This is a genomic window from Sphaerisporangium aureirubrum, assembly GCF_042658925.1.
GTDB classification, from domain to species: domain Bacteria; phylum Actinomycetota; class Actinomycetes; order Streptosporangiales; family Streptosporangiaceae; genus Sphaerisporangium; species Sphaerisporangium aureirubrum.
On the sequence record NZ_JBHSRF010000033.1, the window covers coordinates 1 to 21,070 of the forward strand.

Genomic DNA, 21,070 nt, shown 5'->3' on the forward strand with positions numbered 1-21,070 from the left:
TCACCGTGGTCGCCGAGGCGTTACCACCACCGGTGGTCCCACCACCCTGCGTGGCCCACCCCACCAGCCCACCCGGAGGCGGACCCGTGGTCGGCGTCACCGTGGGGGTGACCGTCGGCGTGACGGTCGGCGTGACGGTCGGCGTGACCGTCGGCGTGCGGCTCGGCGAGGTGCTGGGCGAACCGGTGACCGATCCGGTGCAGGTCACCCCGTTGAGGGTGAAGGACGAGGGAACGGGGTTGGAACCGGTCCAGCTGCCGTTGAAGCCGATCGTCGTGCCGGCGTTGGTCGCCAGGTTGCCGTTGTAGGAGGCGTTGGCGGCGGTGACCGTGCTCCCGCTCTGCGAGTAGGTGGCGTTCCAGCCCTGGGTCACGGTCTGCCCGGCGCCGAAAGACCATCTGAGCTGCCAGGAGGTCAGCGGGTCACCCAGGTTGGTGATGTCGATGCTGGCGCCGAACCCGCCGCCCCACTGCGACGCCACGGTGTAGGTGACGCGGCAGCCGGCCGCGGCCGAGGCCTGCATCGTGATGAGCCCGGTCGTCATGCAGAGGGCTGCGGTGGCACCGCCGAGCAGCGCCAGGGACCTTCGTAAACGCATCGTCTGTTTCCTTGTCGGTGTCGGGCCGGAGGGTGCCGGGATCATGGACTGGCGCAGCTCACACCGCTTGGCGCCGTACGCCGTCGCCGTCGGCGGTGAACCCGAACCTCGTGGTGCCGCTCGCCGCGAGGGTGCCGTTGCGGGTCCTGCGGCATCGCGGACCAAGTGTGAGAAGCACCATTAAAGGTGTCAAGGATGTGAACCGTTTGTTTCGGCGGCCGGAGAGCCATTCCTCGTCACCGAGGTGACGGCCTGTCTTTCGGCGCCCGCGAGAAAATCCGAATGCGCTGTTCGGCGACGTCATTACGATTGTTCGCGCTCTCAGAGAGAGATCGATCCGGATACTCGATCCGCTTGAGGACGTTGAACGTTTCAGTGCTCTGACCGGATCATGGGCAGTACACACTCATCACCGATGGTCGGGAGCCGCGAGGTAGAGAATCCTCGTGTTAGCGGTCACATATCGCCTTGAAGGTCGCTTCAGTGCAATTGATCATCTGGCAATCCCGAGCGTCCGCGCTCCAGCGCGGAAAGGGATGGCTATCCGGCGGCGGTCCGCCTGCTCGAAATGTGCGATCGTGCGGCGGGAAAACCGCCGGCACCGCCTGACGCGGTGAGCTTCGCGGTTCTCCGATCGGCTACGCGAGCGGGTCGGCGGCGCGGTCGAGCAGGGCGCGGCGTACGGGGCCCGGGTCGGTGGCGGCGGCGGCCTGGCGGAACAGGTGGGCGGCGTGGGCGGGGTCGCCGCGGCGGGCGGTGAGGTCGGCCTCCACCGCGATGGCGAGGGGGTAGTCGTCCAGGGCGCCGCCGGAGCGGGCGAGGGCGAGCAGGGACAGGCCGGCGTCGGGGCCGTGCGCGTAGCCGTGGGCCACGGCGCGGTTCAGCTCGATCACCGGGGAGGGCTGGACGCGGGCCAGCCGGTCGTACCACCCGGCGATCGCCGGCCAGTCGGTGGCGCCGGCGGTGGGCGCGGTGGCGTGGCAGGCGGCGATCCGCGCCTGGAGCGCGTACGGGCCGTCGTCCCGCGCCTCGGCGAGGACGCGCAGGCCCTCGCCGATCGCGGCGTGGTCCCAGCGGCGCCGGTCCTGCTTGTCCAGGGCGACCAGGGCGCCGTGCGCGTCGCGCCGGGTGTCGCGGCGGGAGTGCTGGAACAGGAACAGCGCCAGCAGCGCGGACACCTCGCTCTGGCCCGGCATGAGCCGCCGCAGCAGCCGGGCCAGGCGGATCGCCTCGTCGGCGAACGCGGGTTCGCCGTCGGCGTTGTAGCCCTGGGTGAACAGCAGGTACAGCACCGCCAGGACACCGGGGAGCCGCTCGGTGAGCGCCGGGCCGGTCGGCACCCGGTAAGGGATGCCGGCCCCCGCGATCTTCGTCTTGGCCCGGGTCAGCCGCCGCGTCATGGCCGATTCGCCGACCAGGAAGGCCCGCGCGATGTCGGCGGTGGGCACCCTGCAGATCGTGCGCAGCGTCAGCGCCACCCGCGCGTCCAGGGGGAGCGCGGGGTGGCAGCAGGTGAAGATGAGCCGCAGCCGGTCGTCCACGACGTCTCCCTCCGCCGGGGCCGAGCCCGGATCGGCGATCGCGAGCGCCGCCAGCTCGCCCAGTTTGCGGCGTTCGACCGACGCGCGGCGCAGCACGTCGATCGCACGGTTGCGCGCCACCGTCATCAGCCAGCCGCCGGGGTTGCCCGGCACGCCCTCCTGCGGCCACCGCTGCAGGGCGGCCGTCAGCGCCTCCTGGGCGCAGTCCTCCGCGAGCGTCCAGTCGCCGGTGACACGGATCAGCGCGGCGACGATCCGCGGGTACGCGTCCACGCTCGCCGCCGCGACGGCGTCGGCCGTCGCGGCGGCGCGTGGATCGGTCACGCCGTCAGCCGGGCAGGTCGACCAGAGGGCGCAGTTCCAGGCGTCCCTCCCGTGACATCGGGTGGGCGCGGGCCACCTCGATGGCCTCGTCCAGATCGGCGCACTCCAGCAGGTCGTAGCCCAGGATCACTTCCTTGCTCTCCGTGAACGGCCCGTCCGACACCAGCAGCCGCCCGTTGCGCACCCGCACCGTCGTCGACACGGACGTGGGTGCCAGCACGCTGCCGTCGAGCCGGCGGCCGTTGGCGTTGTTCTCCGACACCCACCGCTCGATGTCGGGCTTGTCAGAGGTGTCGGTGTCGGGCTCGGTGTCGCTGCACACGAACATCATGTATTTCATCTTCGCTCCCGGTCTCGTGAACTCACCCAGATGACGAACGGGCTCCGCCGTTCCGGACACGAGTGCACCAGAAATCCGGAAGAGGCGCTCAGACGGTCCCCGCGGCGTCCCCGGCGAGCCGGCCGCCCTGGCGGAACGCCTCGGCCAGCACGAGCAGCAGCAGCGCCACCCCGACAGGGACGAACGGGATGGGCATCCCCACCAGGTGGGAGGGATCGAGACGCAGCCTGCCCAGCACCATCGACGCGGCGACGTGCGGCAGCGCCTCCCCCACGAGCCCCGCGAACGCCACCAGGGCCGCCAGCCCCGCGACCCGCCGCGGATTCCCGGCCTCGAACGGCTCTCCCCGCAGCACCGACGTCAGCAGCCCGTGCAGCAGCAGCGCCCCGAACCCGAGGCACAGCCCCGTGACCGCCGTGTCCCCACGGGACAACAACTGCTCGGGAATCGTCGAGTCCCACGCCTGGAGCTCCGCCGCGCCGGACCCGGGCCGCAGCAGGACGCCGTCCGGCAGCCTCACCGGCGGATCCGCGAGCTCGGGGCCGACGAACCCGCTCAGCGCGACCGGGACCGTCACGTACGCGGGCGCCTGTGTGGCGCCGTTGATCGCGTACGCGACCCCCCAACCCGCACCGACGATCCCGATCCACAACGTCACGGCGGCCAGCGGCCGGATGAGTCCCGGCCCGGCGTAACGGTGCCGTTCGGTTCGCATCACGCACTCCGGACCTGTCGATTTCGGCTCACGCCGAACCGTAACAACGAACACGAGCGCCGCACATGCGGCGACCGGACATACCTCAGAAACCTGTGGTGTCGAAGCGGACGCCGGGGCCGTCGGCCCGCCACATCCACCAGCGCTGCGGGTCGGGGCCGAAGATGTAGGACCAGCAGTTGAGCAGTACCTCGGCGCGGCCGTCGCGGTCGTAGTCGCCCGCGCGCACGGCCACCGGGAACTGGGGGAGTTTGCCGGGCGGGCAGGGGAGTTCGCCGAGGGTGCGGGTGGTGGACAGGCCGTGGGTGCGGACCTCGACGCGGTCGCCGGACTGGAGGACCAGGTCGTCGCGGCCGTCGCCGTCGACGTCTCCGGCGGTCAGTTTGCCGCGGATCCGGGGGACGCGCATCACCACGGGGGTCTCGGGTGCCCGGCCGTAGTGGACGGTGACGGCCCCCGTCTCGCCGAGCGTCTCGTAGCCGGGCTCGTCGTTGCGGCCGCCGTCGTCGCCGACCGCGACGTCCACGGTGCCGTCGCCGTCGAAGTCGCCGGTGGCGATGGCGTTCCCGGGGCCGAGCCGGTAGGTCCGCGCCGCCGGCGGGACCCGCGGCAGGATCACCGCGCCGGTCTGCTCACCGTCGTCGCCGTCGTGCACGACCAGCATGTTCCTGCGGCCCGGCGCCATCCGGTCCGCGACGACCCACCAGGTGCGCGGGCTCTGCCCGACGTACGTGTCGCGTGGCGCGCCTTCACGGCCGAACGGCCCGTGGAGCAGGACGTAGCCGCCGCCGTCCGAACCGGAAGCGCTCAGATCCGGGATGCCGAGAGCCAGGTCCGCGTGTCCGTCGCCGTCGAAGTCCCCGGCGGCGGGCCAGTCCGAGGTGACGCGCTCGGCGTCCGGCACCGGCACCACCGGTGACAGGCCGTCCTCGGCGGGCCCGAGCGGGCCGCCCCACAGGATGCGCAGCGCGGGCCAGTCGCCCTCGGTCCTGAGCAGGACCGGGATGTCGGCGAACCCGTCACCGTCCAGATCGGCGGTGTCGGGCCGCCGGGCGCGCCAGCTGCCGCCGGACGTCCACAGCACCCCGTCCCCGGCCTCGACGACGGTCCGCCGCTCGGGGTCCAGGCCACCCGCCGAACCGTAGAGCACGGTGAGGAACCTGTTCCTCTCGCGCCGCTCCGAGACGATCACCGCGTCGGCGTAGCCGTCCCCGTTGACGTCGTCGGTGAGCGTGCTCCCCGTGCCTCGCGGCACCTCCCGCGCCGGCACCGAGACCGACACCGGCGGCGACGGGGACGCGGGTGTGCCGGACGGCCCGGCAGGGGACGGCGAGGGGACGGCGGTGGACGGCCCGGCAGGGGACGGCGAGAGGGCGGCGGTGGACGGGCCCGCCTGTGGCGAGGGGGCCGGTGCGGGGCCGGGGCCGCACGCGCAAAGGGCGAGCACACCGGTCAGGGCCAATCCGGCGCGCAGGCGAGACGATCTCATGCGCCATGAGACGCGCGTACGGGAGCTTTTGTTCGCCCCCCCTCCCGCTGGGACGCCACGGCGGTCACGGCCGTAGACGGGTCGTGACCGCCGTGGGCGGATCTCAGGGGGTCAGCGGCGCGGCGAGACGTGGCCGTCCGTCGCGGGCTGGGCCCGCAGGGTGGAGAGGGCCGGGCGGGTGTCCGGGCCGGGGAGGTTGCCGCTGTAGGCGTAGACGACGGCGGCGGTGGCGATGGCGCCGGTGTTCAGGGCCAGGGCCTTGTCGTTGATGTTGGCGATGGTGTCGCAGGCCTGGTGGTAGCAGCCGTCGTACGGCTGGCCGGCGGTGCCGCCGAACTTGGCCGCCTCCGCGGCGGTCTTGATGCCCTCGGCGCCGGTGAACAGGCCGCCGGCGGGGACACCCACCGCGATGAAGGGACCGTAGTCGGAGCGGCCGCTGAAGTCGGTGCCGATGTGGGGCTGGCGCAGGACGTCGAAGTACTTCTCGAAGAGCTTCTCGATCTCGGCGGAGCCGTCGGGGCCCGCCGGTGCGCCGGTGACGTCGGAGTCGTCGCCGTCGTAGATCATCAGGGCGTAGTTGGGCGAGGCGATCATGTCGAAGTTGAGGTACAGCTTGATCTTGGCCAGGTCGGCCGGGGTCAGCGTGGCGACGTAGTGCTCCGAGCCGAGCAGGTTGAGCTCTTCGGCGCCCCAGAAGGAGAACCGCAGCTTGTTGCGGGTCGGCAGCGCGCCGAGCTTGAGCGCGACCTCCAGGATGCCCGCCGAGCCCGAGCCGTTGTCGTTGATGCCGGGGCCGGGCAGCACGCTGTCCAGGTGGGCGCCGAGCTGCACGACCTTGTTCGCGTCGCCCCAGCGGGAGTCGGCGATGACGTTGGACGTCTGGCGGATCTCGCTGATGGTGTCGGTCTTCAGGTGGATCACCGAGCCGGGCACCCCGGCCATCTCCTCGCCGACGGCGAAGCTGGTGCCGACCACCGGGATGGTGATGGTGGGCTCGCCGAGGGTGCCCTGCAGGGTGGCGGTGCGGCCGGGCTGGCCCTCGTTGAAGATGACCGCCCCGGCGGCACCCGCCTCCTGGGCGTTGCGCGCCTTGACCAGGAAGTCGCAGGTGCCGCGCTGCATCAGCGCGATTCCGCCGGCCGGGAACCCGGCGAAGTCGCTCGCGTCACACCCCGAGGTCGAGCTCGGCGTGGGACTGGGCGGCAGCACCAGGTCGATGTTGTACAGGGTGCCGGTGACGTCGCCCGATCCCGAGTACGTCATCGCGTCGAACTCGCCGATCGGGGTGCCCGACAGCGGGGTGGGGACGAAGACCCTCGGGCTCGGCGACACACGGTTCATCGCCGCGACGGACAGCTCCTCGAAATAGGCGAAGTCGAACGGCTGCACCGTCACCTTGTAACCGGCCTTGCGCAGCTTGCCCGCCACGTAGTCGGCCGAGGCGTCGAAGCCGGGGGTGCCCGAGGCGCGGGTGCCGCCGTTGGCATCGGCGATCTGCTGCAACTTGCGCAGGTGCTGCTTCACCCCTGGCGCGGAGATCGACTTGGCCAGCGCGGCCGGGTCGGGATCCGCACCGGCCGGGGCGGCCGGGCCTATCAGGGGAAGAACTAGGGCGACCGTCGCGGTGGCCATCACTGACCACCTGCGCGTGGTACGGCGCATCGGCTCTCCTTCGAAGTAGTCACTGACCGGTGAAGCTAGCCGCACTCTCCGCTCCCGTGAAGGGCCGAACCGCCGAATCACGCCCCTGACCTTACTCGAAAAGCAGAGCGCGGACGGGGAGTCAGGATTTGCGGGCGACCCCGCCGAGCGCGTCCACCTCGACCGGCGGGCCGAACGGGCTGGGCTCGGTTCTGCGGGTTGATGCCGGCGCTGTCGTTGAACGTGTGTCGATCTTGGCGGGGGTCGACGCGTCGATCACGGGGAGGCATGTCCAGCTTTGCGGCTTTGGTCCGTCAGCACAGTGGACCATGACCCACAACGAATGCCTTATTACACGCCGCGATTCAAGTAGTGAAGATAGGCCTCGGAAGGCGTTGCGCGTCGATTGCGCGCGTGTTACCACTGCCTCACGCCCATTGTGCGCGGCCGGGCAGGGCCGTACGGCAGGTTCCTCACTCATCCCCCGAGGGAGACCCGCATGTCCTTCCCGAGATTCCGGCTCGCCCTGCCCGCCGCCCTGCTGCTGGCGGGCTCCATGCTGGCCGTCGCCCAGGCCCCGGCCGCGCAGGCGGCTGGCGAACCCGTCAGCGTCTGGCTGACCACGACGTCCGACTCCGGCGGGCGCAACGTCACCCGCGGTCTGCAGCCGCAGGCACAGGTGGCGTTCGCGGCCACCAGCCCGGCGGCGAATCAGACGATCACCGTCAACGAGAACACCTCCTACCAGCAGTTCGAAGGCGGCGGCGCGTCGTTCACCGACACCGCCGCGTGGCTGATGAACAGCAGCGGCGCGCTGACCGCGAGCGCCCGCGAGACCGTCATGCGCAACCTGTTCGACCCGGTGAACGGCATCGGGCTGAGCTTCACGCGCAACCCGATGGGCTCCTCCGACCTGGCGCGCTTCAGCTACTCCTACGACGACACCTGCTGCGACCTGAACGGCTTCTCCATCGCGCACGACATGGCCGACGTGCTGCCGCTCACCAAGCGCGCCAAGCAGCTCAACCCGGCGCTGAAGGTCATGGCCTCGCCGTGGAGCGCGCCGTCCTGGATGAAGGACAACGACGCCTGGAGCCAGGGCTGGCTGGAGTCGCAGTACTACGGCATGTACGGCGAGTACTTCGCCCGGTACGTCCAGGCCTACCAGGCCCAGGGCGTGCCCATCGACTACGTCACCCCGCAGAACGAGCCGACCTGCTGCGCGGGGTACCCGTCGATGAACTGGAACACCGCGGGCCTGCAGTACTTCATCAAGAGCGCGCTGTGGCCGGCCTTCCGCGCGGCGGGCATCACCGGCACCAAGACCCTGGTGCTGGACTGGAACTGGGACGCCTACGACACCTGGGCCGCGCCGCTGCTCGCCGACACCGCCATCCGCAACGACCCGTTGTTCGGCGGCATCGCCTGGCACGGGTACGGCGGCAACGTCGCCACCCAGACCACCGTGCACAACCAGTACCCGAACGTCAACGCGTACATGACCGAGCACTCCGGCGGCACCTGGATCCCCGACCAGCACGCCGAGGACATGAACAACCTGATCGACTACACCCGCAACTGGGACCGCAGCTGGATCAAGTGGAGCCTCGCCGTCGACCAGAACCGCGGCCCGCACAACGGCGGCTGCGACGTCTGCTCGGGCCTGATCACCGTGCACAACGGCGACGCGCGCCACGGCCAGGTCGACTACACCATCGAGTACTACACCATGGGCCACCTGACCAAGTTCGTGAGGCCCGGCGCGTTCCGCATCGAGTCGAGCGCCAACTCCGCGGTCAAGAACGTGGCGTGGCGCAACCCCGACGGGTCCAAGGCGCTCATCGCGCACAACACGACCGGCGGCACCCAGACGCTCAAGGTCAACTGGGGCGCGCAGTCGTTCACGTACTCGCTGCCCGCGCGCACCTCGGCCACCTTCACCTGGTCGGGCAGCCAGTCGGGCGGCGGCGGTGGCGGCAAGGCCATCACCGGGTACGGCGGCAAGTGCGTGGACGTCGCGGGCGGTTCCAGCGCCAACGGCACGCAGGTGCAGCTGTGGACCTGCAACGGCAGCGCCGCGCAGCAGTGGACCGCGGGCACCGACGGCACCCTCCGCGCGCTCGGCAAATGCCTTGACGTCAACGCCGCCGGCAGCACGAACGGCACCAGGGTGCAGATCTACGACTGCAACGGCAGCGCCGCGCAGAGCTGGTCCCGTCCCGCCGACGGCACGTTCCGCGCGCTCGGCAAGTGCCTGGACGCCACCGGGCCGAGTTCGGCCGACGGCACGCCCCTGCAGATCTGGGACTGCTTCGCGAGCGCCAACCAGCGCTGGGCCCTCCAGCCCTGAATCGGCGCGACCGATCTCTTGACCACCGGTGGTCGGGCCGAGTTAAATTCAGGGCACCTAATAAAAAGGAAACTTTCCTATGAGTCGTGAGCCGGGGCTGCCCACCCGGCTCACGGCGGACGGAGGTGCCCTCCCCCCTTTTTCCTCCCCTTGGATGAAGTACCGAAGCTCCGACCTCGCAAGAAAGCGACACCCCCCATGAACGCTTCGCGTCACCCCGTCCTCCTCCGCGCCCGGCGCCCGCTGGCCAGGCTGATCCTCGGCGGCCTCGCCGGCGCCCTGGTCCTGGCCGCCACCGGCCTCACCCCCGCCTACGCCGCCACAGGCCAGATCACCGGCTACGGCGGCAAGTGCGTCGACGTCGCCGCCGCCAGCAGCGCCAACGGCACCCAGATCCAGCTGTACACCTGCAACGGCACCACCGCGCAGTCCTGGACCACCGGCACCGACGGCACCGTCCGCGCCCTCGGCAAGTGCCTGGACGTGGCCGCCGCCAGCAGCGCCAACGGCACCAAGGTCCAGCTCTACGACTGCAACGGCAGCGCCGCCCAGGTCTGGACCGCCCAGAGCGACGGCACCCTGCGCGCCCTCGGCAAGTGCCTGGACGCCACCGGCCCGAGCTCCGCCGACGGCACGCCCCTGCAGATCTGGGACTGCTTCGCGAGCGCCAACCAGCGCTGGACGCTGCCCACCGGCACCACCCCGCCGCCGACCGGCGGCAAGATGGCCGGCGCGCCGTACCTGTACATGGGCTGGGGCAGCCCGCCCAGCGCCACCTCGGTGATGAGCTCCACCGGCGTGCGGTCCTTCACCATGGCGTTCATCCTGTCCGGCGGCGGCTGCAACCCCATGTGGGACGGCGCGCGCCCGCTGTCCGGCGGCGTGGACGCGCAGACCATCTCGTCCATCAAGTCCGCGGGCGGCAGCGTCCAGGTCTCCTTCGGCGGCTGGTCCGGCAACAAGCTCGGCCCCAACTGCTCCACACCCCAGGCGTACGCCAACGCGGTGCAGCAGGTCATCAACGCGGTCGGCCCCGCCGTCGTCGACTTCGACATCGAGAACTCCGACGAGTTCACCAACTACACCGTGCAGGACCGCATCCTGAACGGCCTGAAGATCGTCAAGCAGAACAACCCGAACGTCAAGATCGCGGTCACCTTCGGCACCACCGCCGCCGGCCCCGACGGCGCCGGCACGCGGCTCATCAACCAGTCGCGGGCCCTGAACGTCCCGATCGACAACTACACGATCATGCCGTTCAACTTCGGCGGCGGCGCCAACATGTACCAGTCCACCGTCAACGCCTCCGAGGGCCTGAAGAACGCCCTGAAGAGCGCGTTCGGCTGGACCGACGCCCAGGCGTACGCCCGGATGGGCATCTCCGGCATGAACGGCCTGTCCGACCAGCGAGAGACCACCACCACCGGCACCTGGACGCAGATCCGCGACTGGGCCAAGGCCCGCGGCCTGACCCGCTTCGCCTTCTGGTCGGTCAACCGCGACCGCCCGTGCCCCGGCGGCCTCACGGAGACCTGCAGCGGCGTCGCGCAGAACAACTGGGACTTCACCCGCATCACGGCCGGCTTCTAAGCGGATCACGGGAGGACCCCGATGACCTCGCTGCGAAGACACCCGTTGCTCGCGGCCCTCACCGCGCTGTGCGCCGTCGCCCTGTGCCTGGTGGCCGCGCCCGGCGGGGCCAGGGCCGCAGCCCCGCCCACCGGCTGGACCACGGTGGTCAACGTCAACAGCGGCAAGTGCGTGGACGCGCGGGCCGCCGCGTCGGCCAACGGCACCGCCGTGCAGCAGTACGCCTGCAACGGCAGCACCGCGCAGCTGTGGCAGTTCCAGGCGACCAGCGGCGGCTACCACCGGGTCAACAGCAACCTCAACGCCGCGCAGACCTGGGACGTGAAGGACGTCTCCACCGCCGACGGCGGGCTCATCCAGCTGTGGGCCTACGGCGGCGGCAACAACCAGCAGTGGCAGGCGGTGGACGAGGGCGGCGGCAGCTACCACTTCGTCAACCGGGGCAGCGGCAAGTGCCTGGACGTGCCGGCGCGCTCCACCGCCGACAGCGTCCAGCTCCAGCAATACACCTGCAACGGCACGGCGGCGCAATTCTTCACCATGGGCACCACACCGAATCCCTCCCCCACCCCCACCGTGTCCCCCGGCACGCCGGACCTCGGGCCGAACGTCAGCGTGTTCGACCCGTCCATGCCGGCCTCCACCATCCAGAGCAGGCTGAACACCGTGTTCGGCCGGCAGCAGACCAACCAGTTCGGCGCCGACAGGTACGCCCTGGTGTTCAAGCCGGGCACCTACAACGTCGACGTCAACGTCGGCTTCTACACCCAGGTGCTGGGCCTCGGCCTGTCACCGGACAACGTCACCATCAGCGGCGCCGTGCACGCCGAGGCCGACTGGTTCCAGGGCAACGCCACCCAGAACTTCTGGCGCGGCGCGGAGAACCTGTCGGTCACCCCCGCCGGGGGCACCGACCGGTGGGCCGTGTCGCAGGCCGCGCCGTACCGCCGCATGCACGTGCGGGGCAACCTGCAGCTGGACGACGGCGGCTGGTCCAGCGGCGGCCTCATCGCCGACTCCAAGATCGACGGGCAGGTGCGGTCGGGCTCGCAGCAGCAGTGGCTCACCCGTAATTCCACGCTCGGCGGCTGGACCGGCTCCAACTGGAACATGGTGTTCGTCGGGACCGGCGGCGCGCCCGGCAACACCTTCCCGAGCCCGCCGTACACCAACGTCGCCACCGCGCCGGTGACCCGGGAGAAGCCGTTCCTGTACGTCGACCAGGCGGGCGCCTACCAGGTGTTCGTCCCGGCGCTGCGCACCAACTCCTCGGGCACCACCTGGGCGGGCGGCGCGCCGGCGGGGACGTCCGTCCCGATCGGCCAGTTCTTCATCGTCAAGCCCGGGAACACGGCCGCCGACGTCAACGCGGCGCTCGCCCAGGGCAGGCACCTGCTGTTCACCCCGGGCATCTACCACCTGAACGACACCATCAGGGTGGAGCGGGCCGGGACCGTGGTGCTGGGCCTCGGCCTCGCCACCCTGATCCCCGACAACGGCGTCATGGCCATGTCGGTCGCCGACGTCGACGGGGTGAAGATCGCCGGGCTGCTCATCGACGCCGGCACGGTCAACTCGCCGGTCCTGATGCGGGTCGGCCCGGCCGGCTCCACCCAGAGCCACGCGGCCGACCCGACCTCGCTGCACGACATGTACTTCCGGATCGGCGGGCCCGGGGTCGGCAAGGCCTCCCAGAGCCTGGTGGTCAACAGCGCCAACGTCATCGGCGACCACATGTGGCTGTGGCGGGCCGACCACGGCAGCGGGGTGGGCTGGAACAGCAACACCGCCGCCAACGGCCTGATCGTCAACGGCGCCGGCGTCAGCATGTACGGGCTGTTCGTCGAGCACTACCAGCAGTACCAGACCATCTGGAACGGCAACGGCGGGCGCACGTACTTCTACCAGAACGAGATGCCGTACGACCCGCCCAACCAGGCGGCGTGGACGAACGGCTCCACCCAGGGTTACGCCGCCTACAAGGTGGCGGACTCGGTGACCACGCACGAGGCGTACGGCCTCGGCAGCTACTGCTACTTCAACGTCAACCCCGGCGTGGTCGCGGCACGGGCGTACGAGGTGCCGAACACCTCCGGCGTGCGGTTCCGCAACATGGTCACGGTGTCGCTCGGCGGCACCGGCACCATCAGCCGCGTCATCAACAACACGGGAGGACCGTCCAACTCGGCGACCAACGTCGCCAACCTGGTGAACTACCCCTGATGAGACCGGGTGCGGCGCGCGGCCGGGCGGGCCGGGCGCCGCACCCCCGGTCCCCGGCGACCGCGCGTGATGACTTGTCTCACGCTCTGACCTAACATGGCCGCAGGCCGGGGAGGGCGATCATGGGCGGGCCGGAACGCAGAACGGTGCGCGACCTGCGGCGGGAGAACCGCGCGGTGCTGCTGCGCACCCTGTACTTCTCCGGGCCGACCAGCCGCCAGGAACTCAGCGCCCGCACCGGGCTGAGCGCGGCCTCGGTCAGCAACGTCACCGCCGACCTGATGGCGGAGAACGTCATCGTCGAGGCGGGGCAGGTCGACTCCGACGGCGGCCGCCCCCGGGTGCTGCTGCGGGTCGACCCCGGCTTCGGCCACGCCATCGGCGTGGACGTCGGCGAGACCCACGTGCGGGTGGAGCTGTTCGACCTGGCGATGACCGTGCTGGCCAAGGCCGAGTACACCCTGCGGCCCGACCGGCACCACGTGGACCTGGTGGTCCGGCACATCCTCGCGGGCATCGACGCGGTGCTGGCGTCCGGCGGCACCGCCCCCGGGCAGGTGCTGGGCGTCGGCATCGGCGTGCCCGGCATCGTGGAGAGCGGGCCGGAGGCGCTGGTGCACGCCCAGGCGTTCGGCTGGGACGCCGTGCCGCTCGCCGGCCGGCTGCGCGCGGGGACCTCCCTTCCGCTGCACGTCGACAACGGCGCCAAGACCATGGGGCAGGCCGAGCTGTGGTTCGGCTCCGGCCGGGGCGCGCGGCACGCCATCGTGGTGCTCGTCGGCTCCGGCGCGGGCGCCGCGGTCATCACCGACGGCCTCACCTACCGGGGCGCCAACAGCAGCGCCGGGGAGTGGGGCCACACCAAGATCGAGCTCGGCGGCCGGCTGTGCCGCTGCGGCGCGCGCGGCTGCCTGGAGGCGTACATCGGGGCCGAGGGCATCCTGGAGCGCGCCGGGCTCCCCGCCGAGCCGGAGGGCGAGCAGGCGGTGCTGGCCGAGCTGGTCAGGACCGGCGCCCCCGTCATCGAGGAGACCATCGGCTACCTGGGCGCGGGCCTCGCCAACCTGATCAACCTGTTCAACCCCGAGCGCATCGTCATCGGCGGCTGGGCCGGCCTGCTGCTCGCCCGCCACGAACTCGACCGCATCAAGAAGGCCGTCGAGGAGAACTCCCTCTCCCAGCCCTTCCAGACCGCCTCCATCGTCCTCGGCCGGCTGGGCCCCGACGCGGTGGCCCTCGGCGCCGCCACTCTGGTCGTCAAGGAGTTCCTGCTCGGCGGCGCCCGCCCCTTGTAGGTTGGCCTGCATGCAGGCACCCACCAAGCTCACCACCCGGCCCGCCCGACGCCCCACCGCGCCCCGCCGGAGCGGGGCCCCCGCGCGCGCCGGGATCCTGGTGCGGTTCGCCGTGACCGGTGGGCGGCGGCGGGGGCCGCTGGCGGCGGTGCTCGCGGCGGCCGTGATCGGGGCCTGCGGGTGCGCGGAGCCCGCCGCGCGGACGGGACCGCCCTCGCCCGCCGCGTCCTCCGCGCGGACCTCGGTGAGCGCGGCACCGCGGGCGAGCGCGGCGCCGGAGCGTGCCGACGGGCTGCCGGGCCCGGACCAGCGGGTGCCGCGCGATCCGGTGCGGCTGGCCGAGGCGCTCAACTCGACGACGCGGGCACTGAACGAGGCCGTGGACGCGTGGACCCGCGACGGTGACCCCGGTAGCGGACGGCCGCCGGAGGCGGTGGAGCTGCTGGCGCTGTACCAGCAGCGCATGTACCGCCTCGCCGCCCGCAACCGGCGCCTCGCCGACCAGGCCTTCGCCAAGCTCCCCAAGGCGCTCGCCGCGCAGGCCCGGGACAACACCCGGGCCATCCGCGAGCTGCTGGCCCTCGCCGTCCCCCTCAAGGGCAAGGCGACCTTCGTGGTACGCCCGCCGCTGCCCGCCGACGTCCTGCTCGGCCACTTCAAGCGGGCCGAGCGCCGGTTCGGCGTGGAGTGGGAGCTGCTGGCCGCCGTGATGTTCGTGGAGACCAAGTTCGGCCGCGTGAAGTCCAACAGCCACGCGGGCGCCCAGGGCCCCATGCAGTTCATGCCGGCCACCTGGCGGGCCTACGGCCTCGGCGGCGACGTCCGCGACGTCCGCGACGCCGTGATGGGCGCCGCCAACTACCTGCACGCCTCCGGCGCCCCCCGCGACCGCCGCCGCGCCCTGCACGCTTACAACCCGTCCAACGCGTACGTGGACGCCGTCTCCCTGCACGCCCGCCAGATCGAACGCGACCCGCGCAACTTCTACGCCTACTACAACTGGCAGGTCTACGTCATCACCACAACCGGCGAACGCCGCCTCTCCGGCCCAGGAGCAACCGGCTGACGCCCCCGGGCTGACGGCCCGGCTGACGACCCGGCTCAGCCCGGCTGACGACCCGGCTAACAGGCCGGCTGATGGCCAGCTAAAGACGGCCCAGCCGGCAAACCGCTACTCGTCCGGCTACTCGCCCGGCTACTCGCCGTGCTCGCCCTGTTCGCCGTGCTCGTCCTCTTCGCCGGGAATCGGTGCCCCCGAAGGCATCCCCGACGCGACGTATTCCTCGTAGACAGGCCGCCACGGCGTCGCCGACTCCGAGTGCGGCCCCGCCACCGGCTCCCCCGCCAGGTGCCCGCCCAGCTCGGCGAGGCAGACGGTCCACCCCGCGGCGTTGCGCGCCGCCGTGTCCCGGGCCTCCAGCACGTTGATCAGCGTGAACCGGCACCCGCCGTCCACCGCCTCGAGCTCGAAGCGCAACTCGTCGCCCGACCAGCTGAAGGCGAGCCTCCGAGGCGGCTCGAACTCCAGGACCTCCCCCGTCGTCCCCTCCATGTTCGGATCGCCGGAAAAGGTGATCTTCCCCCCCACGTAAGGCTCCAGCGCCACCGCCGAGGGAAACCAGTGCGCCAGCCCCTCCGGAGTCGCCACCGCCTCCCACACCCTCTCCACCGGATGCCCGTACGTACGCTCGAACCGCACCGCCGGCCGCCCGTGGTACTCGATATAGGTCCCGCGATCCATTCAGTCCTCCTCGGAAGTCCCGCTCATGTCGAGATGCCGCCCCAGCGCGTCCAGCCGCTCGTTCCACAACCGCCGATAAGGCGCCAGCCAAGCGTCCAGCTCCACCAACGGCCCCGGATCGAGCACATAGATCCTCCGCTGCGCCTCCCGCGTAACCCGCACAAACCCAGCGTCCCGCAACACCCGCAAATGCTTGGAGGTAGCAGGCTGACTCATCCCAAGCTCCCCCCCCAACTCCCCCACCCCCCGCGGCCCCTGCCGCAACAGCTCCAGCATCGCCCGCCGCTTACCGTCGACCAGCACAGCCCAGATCACATCGGACACCCTCACAGTATGCCTCACCAAGCATATACCTGACAAGGCATGTACACGAGAGACGCCATCGTCTGCAAAGATCCACCGCCCCCGGGAGAATGACCGCATGACAAGACTGACCGGCGCGCTGCGACTCCCCGACGGCACGTGGATACGCGGCCGCGGCCTGCGCGATCCCCTCCCCGCCGGCCCCACCCCCGCCTACGGCCTCTACCTGGGCTCCACCCGCCTCCGCCGCCGCCACCAGGCCACCCTCCAGTGGCCCTGCGACTGGATCCCCTGGCCCGACTTCCTGCTCCCCGCGGACCGCCACACCGCCGCCCGCGCCATCACCTCCCTGCACGACCGCGCCCGAGCGGGCACCTCCGCAGAGGTGGCCTGCGGCGGCGGCGTGGGCCGCACCGGCACCGTCCTGGCCTGCATGGTGACCCTCACGGGCCTGTCCCCGGACGAGGCCCTCGCCTGGGTGCGCGAACACCATCACCCGCGGGCGGTCGAGACCCCCTGGCAGCGGCGATGGATCGCGTGGTTCGCCGCGAACCCCACCGCCGAGCGGTGACCCTCACCCGTACGCCCGCACCGGCCGCCGGCCGTCACGCGCCGCCTCCGGACGGCGCGGTGGCGAAGCGGCCGTGTTCCAGGGCGTGGACGCGGTGGGAGGCGGCTTCGTAGCGGGTGGCCAGGGTGCCGATGTGGGCGTGGAGGCGGGTGGGGTCGGTCAGGGACTCGGAGAGGAGTCTTGCGCGGCCGGATTCCAGGGCGGTGGCGGCTTCTTGGGGGGCGGAGGCGTTTATCAGGGCGTGGGCGGCTTCGGCTGAGAGGTCTTTGCCGGTGTGCAGCCAGGTTTCGCGGGCGGTGCGGGTGTGCTGGCGGCGGAAGATCTGGTGGGTGGCTTCCAGGGCGATGCGGTAGGCCTGGGCCGCTTCGGGCCAGGAGGCGCGGGTGGCGGCCCAGGCGGCCCAGAGGCGGGAGGTTTCCAGGGCTATCTCCACCTGGCGGTCCAGGGCCTCCGCGCAGGCCTGGCGGTAGGACGCCACGCCTGCGGCCAGGTCGGTCCAGTGGCCGCCGGCGTCGTAGGAGCGGCTGTGGGCGAGGGCCAGGTTGGCGCGGACGGCGGGGCGGACGTGGCCGGTGGCGGGGGCGTTGCGTACGGCCTCGGTGAAGGCCCGGATGGCACCGTCCAGGGCGCCGGGGGCCGCCCGTTCGGGGGGGTTGCGGGCCAGGAGGGTGAGGCCGAGGCCGTTCCAGAGGAACGCGGCCTGGGGGGAGCGTGGGGGGCAGGCGGCCAGGGCCCGGGTGAAGGCGGACTCCGCCGACTCCAGGGCCTCCCAGCCGGCGCCCCCCTCGAAGCGGGTCAGGTGGGCGATGCCGAGGTTGCCCAGGCAGACGGGGAGGTACATCGACTCGGCGGGGAGGTCGGAGGCGGCGCGGCGCAGGAGGCGCACGGCGCGGTCCAGGGTGGCGCGGTCGCGGGTGCGGGCGTGGTGCAGCTGCAGGACGTGGCCCAGGGTGCCGCGGGCCATGGCGGCCTCGGGGGATCCCTCGGCGGCGGCCAGGCCGCGCTCGGCGGTGCCCTCGGCGGGGGCAAAGCCGCGCTCGGCGGTGCCCAGGGCGGCGGCAAGGCCGTGTTCGGCGGTTCGTACGGCGTTGTCCAGGTCGGCCAGGGCGCCGCTGCGCTCGTAGCGGGTGGTCAGGCAGTTGGCCAGGTTGCCGAGGAAGTGCGGGGTGGGGGTGTCGTCGGCGGCGACGGCGCGCCAGGAGGCCTCGATGGCCTCGTCCAGGAGGTCGGGGTCGCCGTCGAGTTCGTAGAGCATCCCGAGGTGCACGGCTAGGTCGTGCAGGATGATCGGCCGGCGGTCCGCCTGCGGGCCGAGCAGCCGGACCGCCGCGGCGACGGCGCCGACGGCCGCGCGCAGGTCGCCGGGGGCTCCGCGCCGCTCGTAGCGGATGCCGAGGACGTTGCCGAGCGCGGCCAGGTGGTCGGGGCGGTCAGGGGACTCCTCGGGGGTGGCGTCGGCGCAGGCCTGGAAGGCGGTGACGGACAGGTCGAGGGTGGCGTCGTCGGCGCGGACGTGGAAGCGTTCCATGGCCGCCAGGCCGAGCACGTACGTCATCGTGGCGCGCCCGGACGCGGGCGCCTCGGGGAACAGCGGGTGCCCGGTCAGCGCGGACAGCAGGGCGAACGCCCGGTCCCTGGCCGCGCCGTCGCCGCCCGCCTCCACGACCTCCCGGGCCTCCACCGCCGCCCGCCACGCGTCCCGCAGCCCCTCGGGCACGCCGTCGGTGAGCACCGCGGCGAACGCCGCGTCCACGCCGTCCCGCCGGACGGCGCGCAGCAGGTCGCGGTGGTAGACCAGCACCCGCACGGTGTGCGGGTCGTCCTCGGCGCCGATCCACTCCGCCAGCACCTCGTCGGCCGTGCCGGACAGCAACTCGGGGTGCCGCTCCACGATGCGGCGGGACTCGCCCCACGAGTCGGCGCCCGCGAACCGCCCGATCAGCTTGCGCAGGGCGGCGCGCCTGCGGCTCTCCCTGCGCGAGCCGCGCGGGGTCATGCCGTGGCGGGCTTGGTGAGGGCGCGGGAGATGACGAGGCGCTGGATCTGGTTGGTGCCCTCGACGATCTGGAGGACCTTGGCCTCGCGCATGAGGCGTTCGGCCGGGAAGTCCTCGACGTAGCCGTAGCCGCCGAGGACCTGGACGGCGTCGGTGGTGACCTTCATGGCGGCGTCGCTGGCGAACAGCTTGGCCATGGCGGCCTGGGTACCGTACGGGCGGCCGGCGTCGCGGAGGCGGGCGGCCTCCAGGTAGAGCGCGCGGGCGGCGGTGATCTGGGTGGCCATGTCGGCGAGCATGAAGCCGAGTCCCTGGAGGTCGGCGATGCGGGAGCCGAACTGGTGGCGCTCGCGGGCGTAGGAGACGGCGGTGTCCAGGGCGGCCTGCGCGACGCCGACGGCGCAGGCGGCGATGCCGAGGCGGCCGCCGTCCAGGGCCGCCATGGCGATGCGGAAGCCCTCGCCCTCGGCGCCGGTCAGGGCCTCGGCGGGGAGCCGCACGCCGTCCAGGCGGACCTGCGCGGTCGGGGAGGAGCGCATGCCCATCTTGCGCTCGGGACGCCCGAACGACAGTCCCTCTGCGGTCGCCGGGACGTGGAAGCAGGAGATGCCGCGGGCGCCGTCGCCGGAGGTGCGGGCCATCAGGGTGTAGAAGTCGGCCACGCCGCCGTGGGTGGTCCACGCCTTCACGCCGTCCACGGCCCAGCCGCCCTCGGGGTCCGGCACGGCCTTGGTGGTGAGCGCGGCGGCGTCGGAGCCGGACTGCGGCTCCGACAGGCAGTACGCGCCGAGCGTCTCGCCGCCGAGCATGCCGGGCAGCAGCTCGGCCCGCCGCTCCGCCGTGCCGTACGCGGCGATCGGGAAGCACGACAGGGTGTGCACCGACAGGCCCAGCCCGACGGCGAGGAACGCGCCGGCCAGCTCCTCCACCACCTGGAGGTACACCTCGTACGGCTGGGCCGCGCCGCCGTACTCCTCGGGGTAGGGCAGGCCGAGCAGCCCCGAGCGGCCGAGGGTGGTGAACACCTCGCGGGGGAACCGGCCCTCGGCCTCGTCGCCGGCGGCGCGCGGCGCCACCTCCTTGGCGATCAGGTCGCGGACCAGGTCGAGCAGGTCGTGCGCCTCGGGGGTGGGCAGCGTGCGGTCGACCGGCATGGGGGGCTCCTGGGGTCAGACCACGACGAGGTCGCGGGGGCGGTCGTTGAGGCGCTCGACACCGGTCTCGGTGCACACCACGATGTCCTCGATGCGGGCGCCGTGGCGGCCCGGGATGTACACGCCGGGCTCGACGGAGAAGGCGTAGCCGGGGACCAGCGGCTCGGTGTTGCCCGAGACGATGTAGGGGTCCTCGTGAGTCTCCAGGCCGATGCCGTGGCCGGTGCGGTGGATGAAGCGGTCGCCGTAGCCGGCGTCGGCGATGATCTCGCGGGCGGTGGTGTCGATCGACTCGCAGGACACCCCGGGGCGCACGGCCTCGCACGCGGCGTCCTGGGCGCGGCGCAGCACCTCGTAGTAGGCCGCGAAGTCGGCGGGCGGCTCGCCGACGCAGTAGGTGCGGGTGGAGTCGGAGCAGTAGCCGCTCGGCATGCGGCCGCCGATGTCCACCACCACCGGGTCGCCGGGCTGGATCACGCGGTCGGACAGCTCGTGGTGCGGGCTGGCGCCGTTCGGGCCCGAGCCCACGATGACGAAGTCGGCGGTGACGTGCCCGGCCGCGATGATCGCGGCGGCGATGTCCTTGCCGACCTCGCGCTCGGTGCGGCCCGCCTTGAGGAAGTACGGCACCTGAGCGTGCACGGAGTCGATGGCGGCGCCCGCCTCGCGCAGCGCGGCGACCTCGGCGGGGCTCTTGCTCTTGCGCAGCGTGCCGATCACCGGCCCGGCGAGGGCCTGGCGGGCGCCCGGCAGCGCGTCGCGGATGCGCAGCGAGTGCATCGCCCACATGCGGTCGGCGAGGCCGACGGTCTCCACCGCGCCGAGGCGGCGGGCCACCAGGGCGAAGGGGTCCTCGGTCTCCTCCCAGGGGACGAACTCCAGCCCGAGCCGGCCGGCCGGGGAGTGCTCGGCGGCGGGCAGCTCCAGCCGCGGCACCACCATGAACGGCTCCCCCTCGGCCCGCACGACCAGGCAGGTGAGCCGCTCCAGCGGGTGGGCGTCGTAGCCGGTGGCGTACCGGAGGTCCGGGCCGGGGGTGAGCAGCAGGGCGTCGATCCCGGCCGCGGCGGTCGCCTCACGCAGCGCCGCCACGCGGGTCGCCGGGAACAGATCAGAGGTCGTGATGGTCACACCGCCCAATGTATTGCACCCCGCCGGCCCCGGTTCAACCCGGTCCCGCGGGCCGCGAGTCGCCGATT

17 protein-coding genes are annotated in these 21,070 nt (G+C 72.3%); 6 read left to right on the forward strand and 11 right to left on the reverse strand.

The window, feature by feature from the left end:
• From ACFP1K_RS21545 to ACFP1K_RS21570, 6 genes are all read right to left on the reverse strand, one after another.
• Nucleotides 1-598 (reverse strand): cellulose binding domain-containing protein (locus ACFP1K_RS21545; RefSeq protein ID WP_380756094.1); only part of this gene is annotated, 598 nt, incomplete at its 3' end.
• A gap of 638 nt (nucleotides 599-1,236) precedes the next feature.
• The gene (locus ACFP1K_RS21550; RefSeq protein WP_380756095.1) at nucleotides 1,237-2,463 is read right to left on the reverse strand and encodes an RNA polymerase sigma factor; all 1,227 of its coding nucleotides are present in this window, start codon (nucleotides 2,461-2,463) and stop codon (nucleotides 1,237-1,239) included.
• A 4-nt stretch (nucleotides 2,464-2,467) separates the two neighbouring features.
• The gene (locus tag ACFP1K_RS21555; protein WP_380756097.1) at nucleotides 2,468-2,803 is read right to left on the reverse strand and encodes a YciI family protein; all 336 of its coding nucleotides are present in this window, start codon (nucleotides 2,801-2,803) and stop codon (nucleotides 2,468-2,470) included.
• Nucleotides 2,804-2,891: 88 nt separating this feature from the next.
• Complete coding sequence (locus ACFP1K_RS21560; protein WP_380756100.1) at nucleotides 2,892-3,518, reverse strand: DUF2975 domain-containing protein; 627 nt, start codon at nucleotides 3,516-3,518, stop codon at nucleotides 2,892-2,894.
• An 85-nt stretch (nucleotides 3,519-3,603) separates the two neighbouring features.
• Nucleotides 3,604-5,007 carry an FG-GAP and VCBS repeat-containing protein gene (locus ACFP1K_RS21565; RefSeq protein ID WP_380756101.1) on the reverse strand — a complete coding sequence of 468 codons (1,404 nt, stop codon included), beginning with the start codon at nucleotides 5,005-5,007 and terminating at the stop codon, nucleotides 3,604-3,606.
• Between the two features lie 111 nt (nucleotides 5,008-5,118).
• Nucleotides 5,119-6,639 (reverse strand): M28 family metallopeptidase, encoded by a 1,521-nt coding sequence (locus ACFP1K_RS21570; protein WP_380756103.1) that lies wholly within the window; start codon nucleotides 6,637-6,639, stop codon nucleotides 5,119-5,121.
• Between the two features lie 508 nt (nucleotides 6,640-7,147).
• On the opposite strand from ACFP1K_RS21570, the gene ACFP1K_RS21575 reads away from it, so the two are divergent.
• The 5 genes from ACFP1K_RS21575 (at nucleotide 7,148) to ACFP1K_RS21595 (ending at nucleotide 15,172) form a co-directional block, all read left to right on the forward strand.
• Nucleotides 7,148-8,998, forward strand: a complete 1,851-nt coding sequence (locus tag ACFP1K_RS21575) for a ricin-type beta-trefoil lectin domain protein (protein WP_380756105.1) — start codon at nucleotides 7,148-7,150, stop codon at nucleotides 8,996-8,998.
• 198 nt (nucleotides 8,999-9,196) lie between these two features.
• On the forward strand, nucleotides 9,197-10,588 hold the full coding sequence (locus ACFP1K_RS21580) for a ricin-type beta-trefoil lectin domain protein (RefSeq protein WP_380756107.1): 1,392 nt from the start codon (nucleotides 9,197-9,199) through the stop codon (nucleotides 10,586-10,588).
• Nucleotides 10,589-10,609: 21 nt separating this feature from the next.
• Nucleotides 10,610-12,811, forward strand: a complete 2,202-nt coding sequence (locus ACFP1K_RS21585) for an RICIN domain-containing protein (protein ID WP_380756109.1) — start codon at nucleotides 10,610-10,612, stop codon at nucleotides 12,809-12,811.
• Between the two features lie 122 nt (nucleotides 12,812-12,933).
• Nucleotides 12,934-14,106, forward strand: coding sequence for an ROK family protein (locus ACFP1K_RS21590; RefSeq protein ID WP_380756111.1), 1,173 nt, complete (start codon nucleotides 12,934-12,936; stop codon nucleotides 14,104-14,106).
• Nucleotides 14,107-14,116: 10 nt separating this feature from the next.
• The gene (locus ACFP1K_RS21595) at nucleotides 14,117-15,172 is read left to right on the forward strand and encodes a lytic transglycosylase domain-containing protein (protein WP_380756113.1); all 1,056 of its coding nucleotides are present in this window, start codon (nucleotides 14,117-14,119) and stop codon (nucleotides 15,170-15,172) included.
• Between the two features lie 129 nt (nucleotides 15,173-15,301).
• On the opposite strand, the gene ACFP1K_RS21600 is transcribed toward ACFP1K_RS21595, so the two are convergent.
• The gene (locus tag ACFP1K_RS21600) at nucleotides 15,302-15,847 is read right to left on the reverse strand and encodes an SRPBCC family protein (RefSeq protein WP_380756115.1); all 546 of its coding nucleotides are present in this window, start codon (nucleotides 15,845-15,847) and stop codon (nucleotides 15,302-15,304) included.
• On the reverse strand, nucleotides 15,848-16,171 hold the full coding sequence (locus ACFP1K_RS21605) for an ArsR/SmtB family transcription factor (RefSeq protein ID WP_380756117.1): 324 nt from the start codon (nucleotides 16,169-16,171) through the stop codon (nucleotides 15,848-15,850).
• A gap of 97 nt (nucleotides 16,172-16,268) precedes the next feature.
• Here ACFP1K_RS21605 and ACFP1K_RS21610 point away from each other — a divergent pair, with 97 nt between their 5' ends.
• Nucleotides 16,269-16,721, forward strand: a complete 453-nt coding sequence (locus ACFP1K_RS21610) for a protein-tyrosine phosphatase family protein (protein WP_380756119.1) — start codon at nucleotides 16,269-16,271, stop codon at nucleotides 16,719-16,721.
• Nucleotides 16,722-16,755: 34 nt separating this feature from the next.
• Here the strand turns inward: ACFP1K_RS21610 and ACFP1K_RS21615 are convergent, their stop codons facing one another.
• The 3 genes from ACFP1K_RS21615 to ACFP1K_RS21625 are packed head-to-tail and all read right to left on the reverse strand — an operon-like array spanning nucleotide 16,756 to nucleotide 21,002.
• Nucleotides 16,756-18,717, reverse strand: coding sequence for a hypothetical protein (locus ACFP1K_RS21615; RefSeq protein WP_380756121.1), 1,962 nt, complete (start codon nucleotides 18,715-18,717; stop codon nucleotides 16,756-16,758).
• Nucleotides 18,714-19,871 carry an acyl-CoA dehydrogenase family protein gene (locus tag ACFP1K_RS21620; RefSeq protein WP_380756123.1) on the reverse strand — a complete coding sequence of 386 codons (1,158 nt, stop codon included), beginning with the start codon at nucleotides 19,869-19,871 and terminating at the stop codon, nucleotides 18,714-18,716. The genes ACFP1K_RS21615 and ACFP1K_RS21620 overlap by 4 nt, the downstream gene beginning before the upstream one ends.
• Before the next feature lie 15 nt (nucleotides 19,872-19,886).
• Nucleotides 19,887-21,002 (reverse strand): M24 family metallopeptidase, encoded by a 1,116-nt coding sequence (locus ACFP1K_RS21625; protein ID WP_449329156.1) that lies wholly within the window; start codon nucleotides 21,000-21,002, stop codon nucleotides 19,887-19,889.
• Nucleotides 21,003-21,070: the final 68 nt, after the last annotated feature.

Bases quoted from the DNA above. Each gene is read 5' to 3' on its own strand.
- ACFP1K_RS21580 (WP_380756107.1), top strand. From the start codon at position 9,197: ATGAACGCTTCGCGTCACCCCGTCCTCCTCCGCGCCCGGCGCCCGCTG.
- ACFP1K_RS21575 (WP_380756105.1), top strand. From the start codon at position 7,148: ATGTCCTTCCCGAGATTCCGGCTCGCCCTGCCCGCCGCCCTGCTGCTG.
- ACFP1K_RS21595 (WP_380756113.1), top strand. From the start codon at position 14,117: ATGCAGGCACCCACCAAGCTCACCACCCGGCCCGCCCGACGCCCCACC.
- ACFP1K_RS21570 (WP_380756103.1), bottom strand. From the start codon at position 6,639: ATGGCCACCGCGACGGTCGCCCTAGTTCTTCCCCTGATAGGCCCGGCC.
- ACFP1K_RS21620 (WP_380756123.1), bottom strand. From the start codon at position 19,871: ATGCCGGTCGACCGCACGCTGCCCACCCCCGAGGCGCACGACCTGCTC.
- ACFP1K_RS21585 (WP_380756109.1), top strand. From the start codon at position 10,610: ATGACCTCGCTGCGAAGACACCCGTTGCTCGCGGCCCTCACCGCGCTG.
- ACFP1K_RS21590 (WP_380756111.1), top strand. From the start codon at position 12,934: ATGGGCGGGCCGGAACGCAGAACGGTGCGCGACCTGCGGCGGGAGAAC.
- ACFP1K_RS21610 (WP_380756119.1), top strand. From the start codon at position 16,269: ATGACAAGACTGACCGGCGCGCTGCGACTCCCCGACGGCACGTGGATA.
- ACFP1K_RS21615 (WP_380756121.1), bottom strand. From the start codon at position 18,717: ATGACCCCGCGCGGCTCGCGCAGGGAGAGCCGCAGGCGCGCCGCCCTG.
- ACFP1K_RS21600 (WP_380756115.1), bottom strand. From the start codon at position 15,847: ATGGATCGCGGGACCTATATCGAGTACCACGGGCGGCCGGCGGTGCGG.
- ACFP1K_RS21555 (WP_380756097.1), bottom strand. From the start codon at position 2,803: ATGAAATACATGATGTTCGTGTGCAGCGACACCGAGCCCGACACCGAC.
- ACFP1K_RS21565 (WP_380756101.1), bottom strand. From the start codon at position 5,007: ATGAGATCGTCTCGCCTGCGCGCCGGATTGGCCCTGACCGGTGTGCTC.
- ACFP1K_RS21560 (WP_380756100.1), bottom strand. From the start codon at position 3,518: ATGCGAACCGAACGGCACCGTTACGCCGGGCCGGGACTCATCCGGCCG.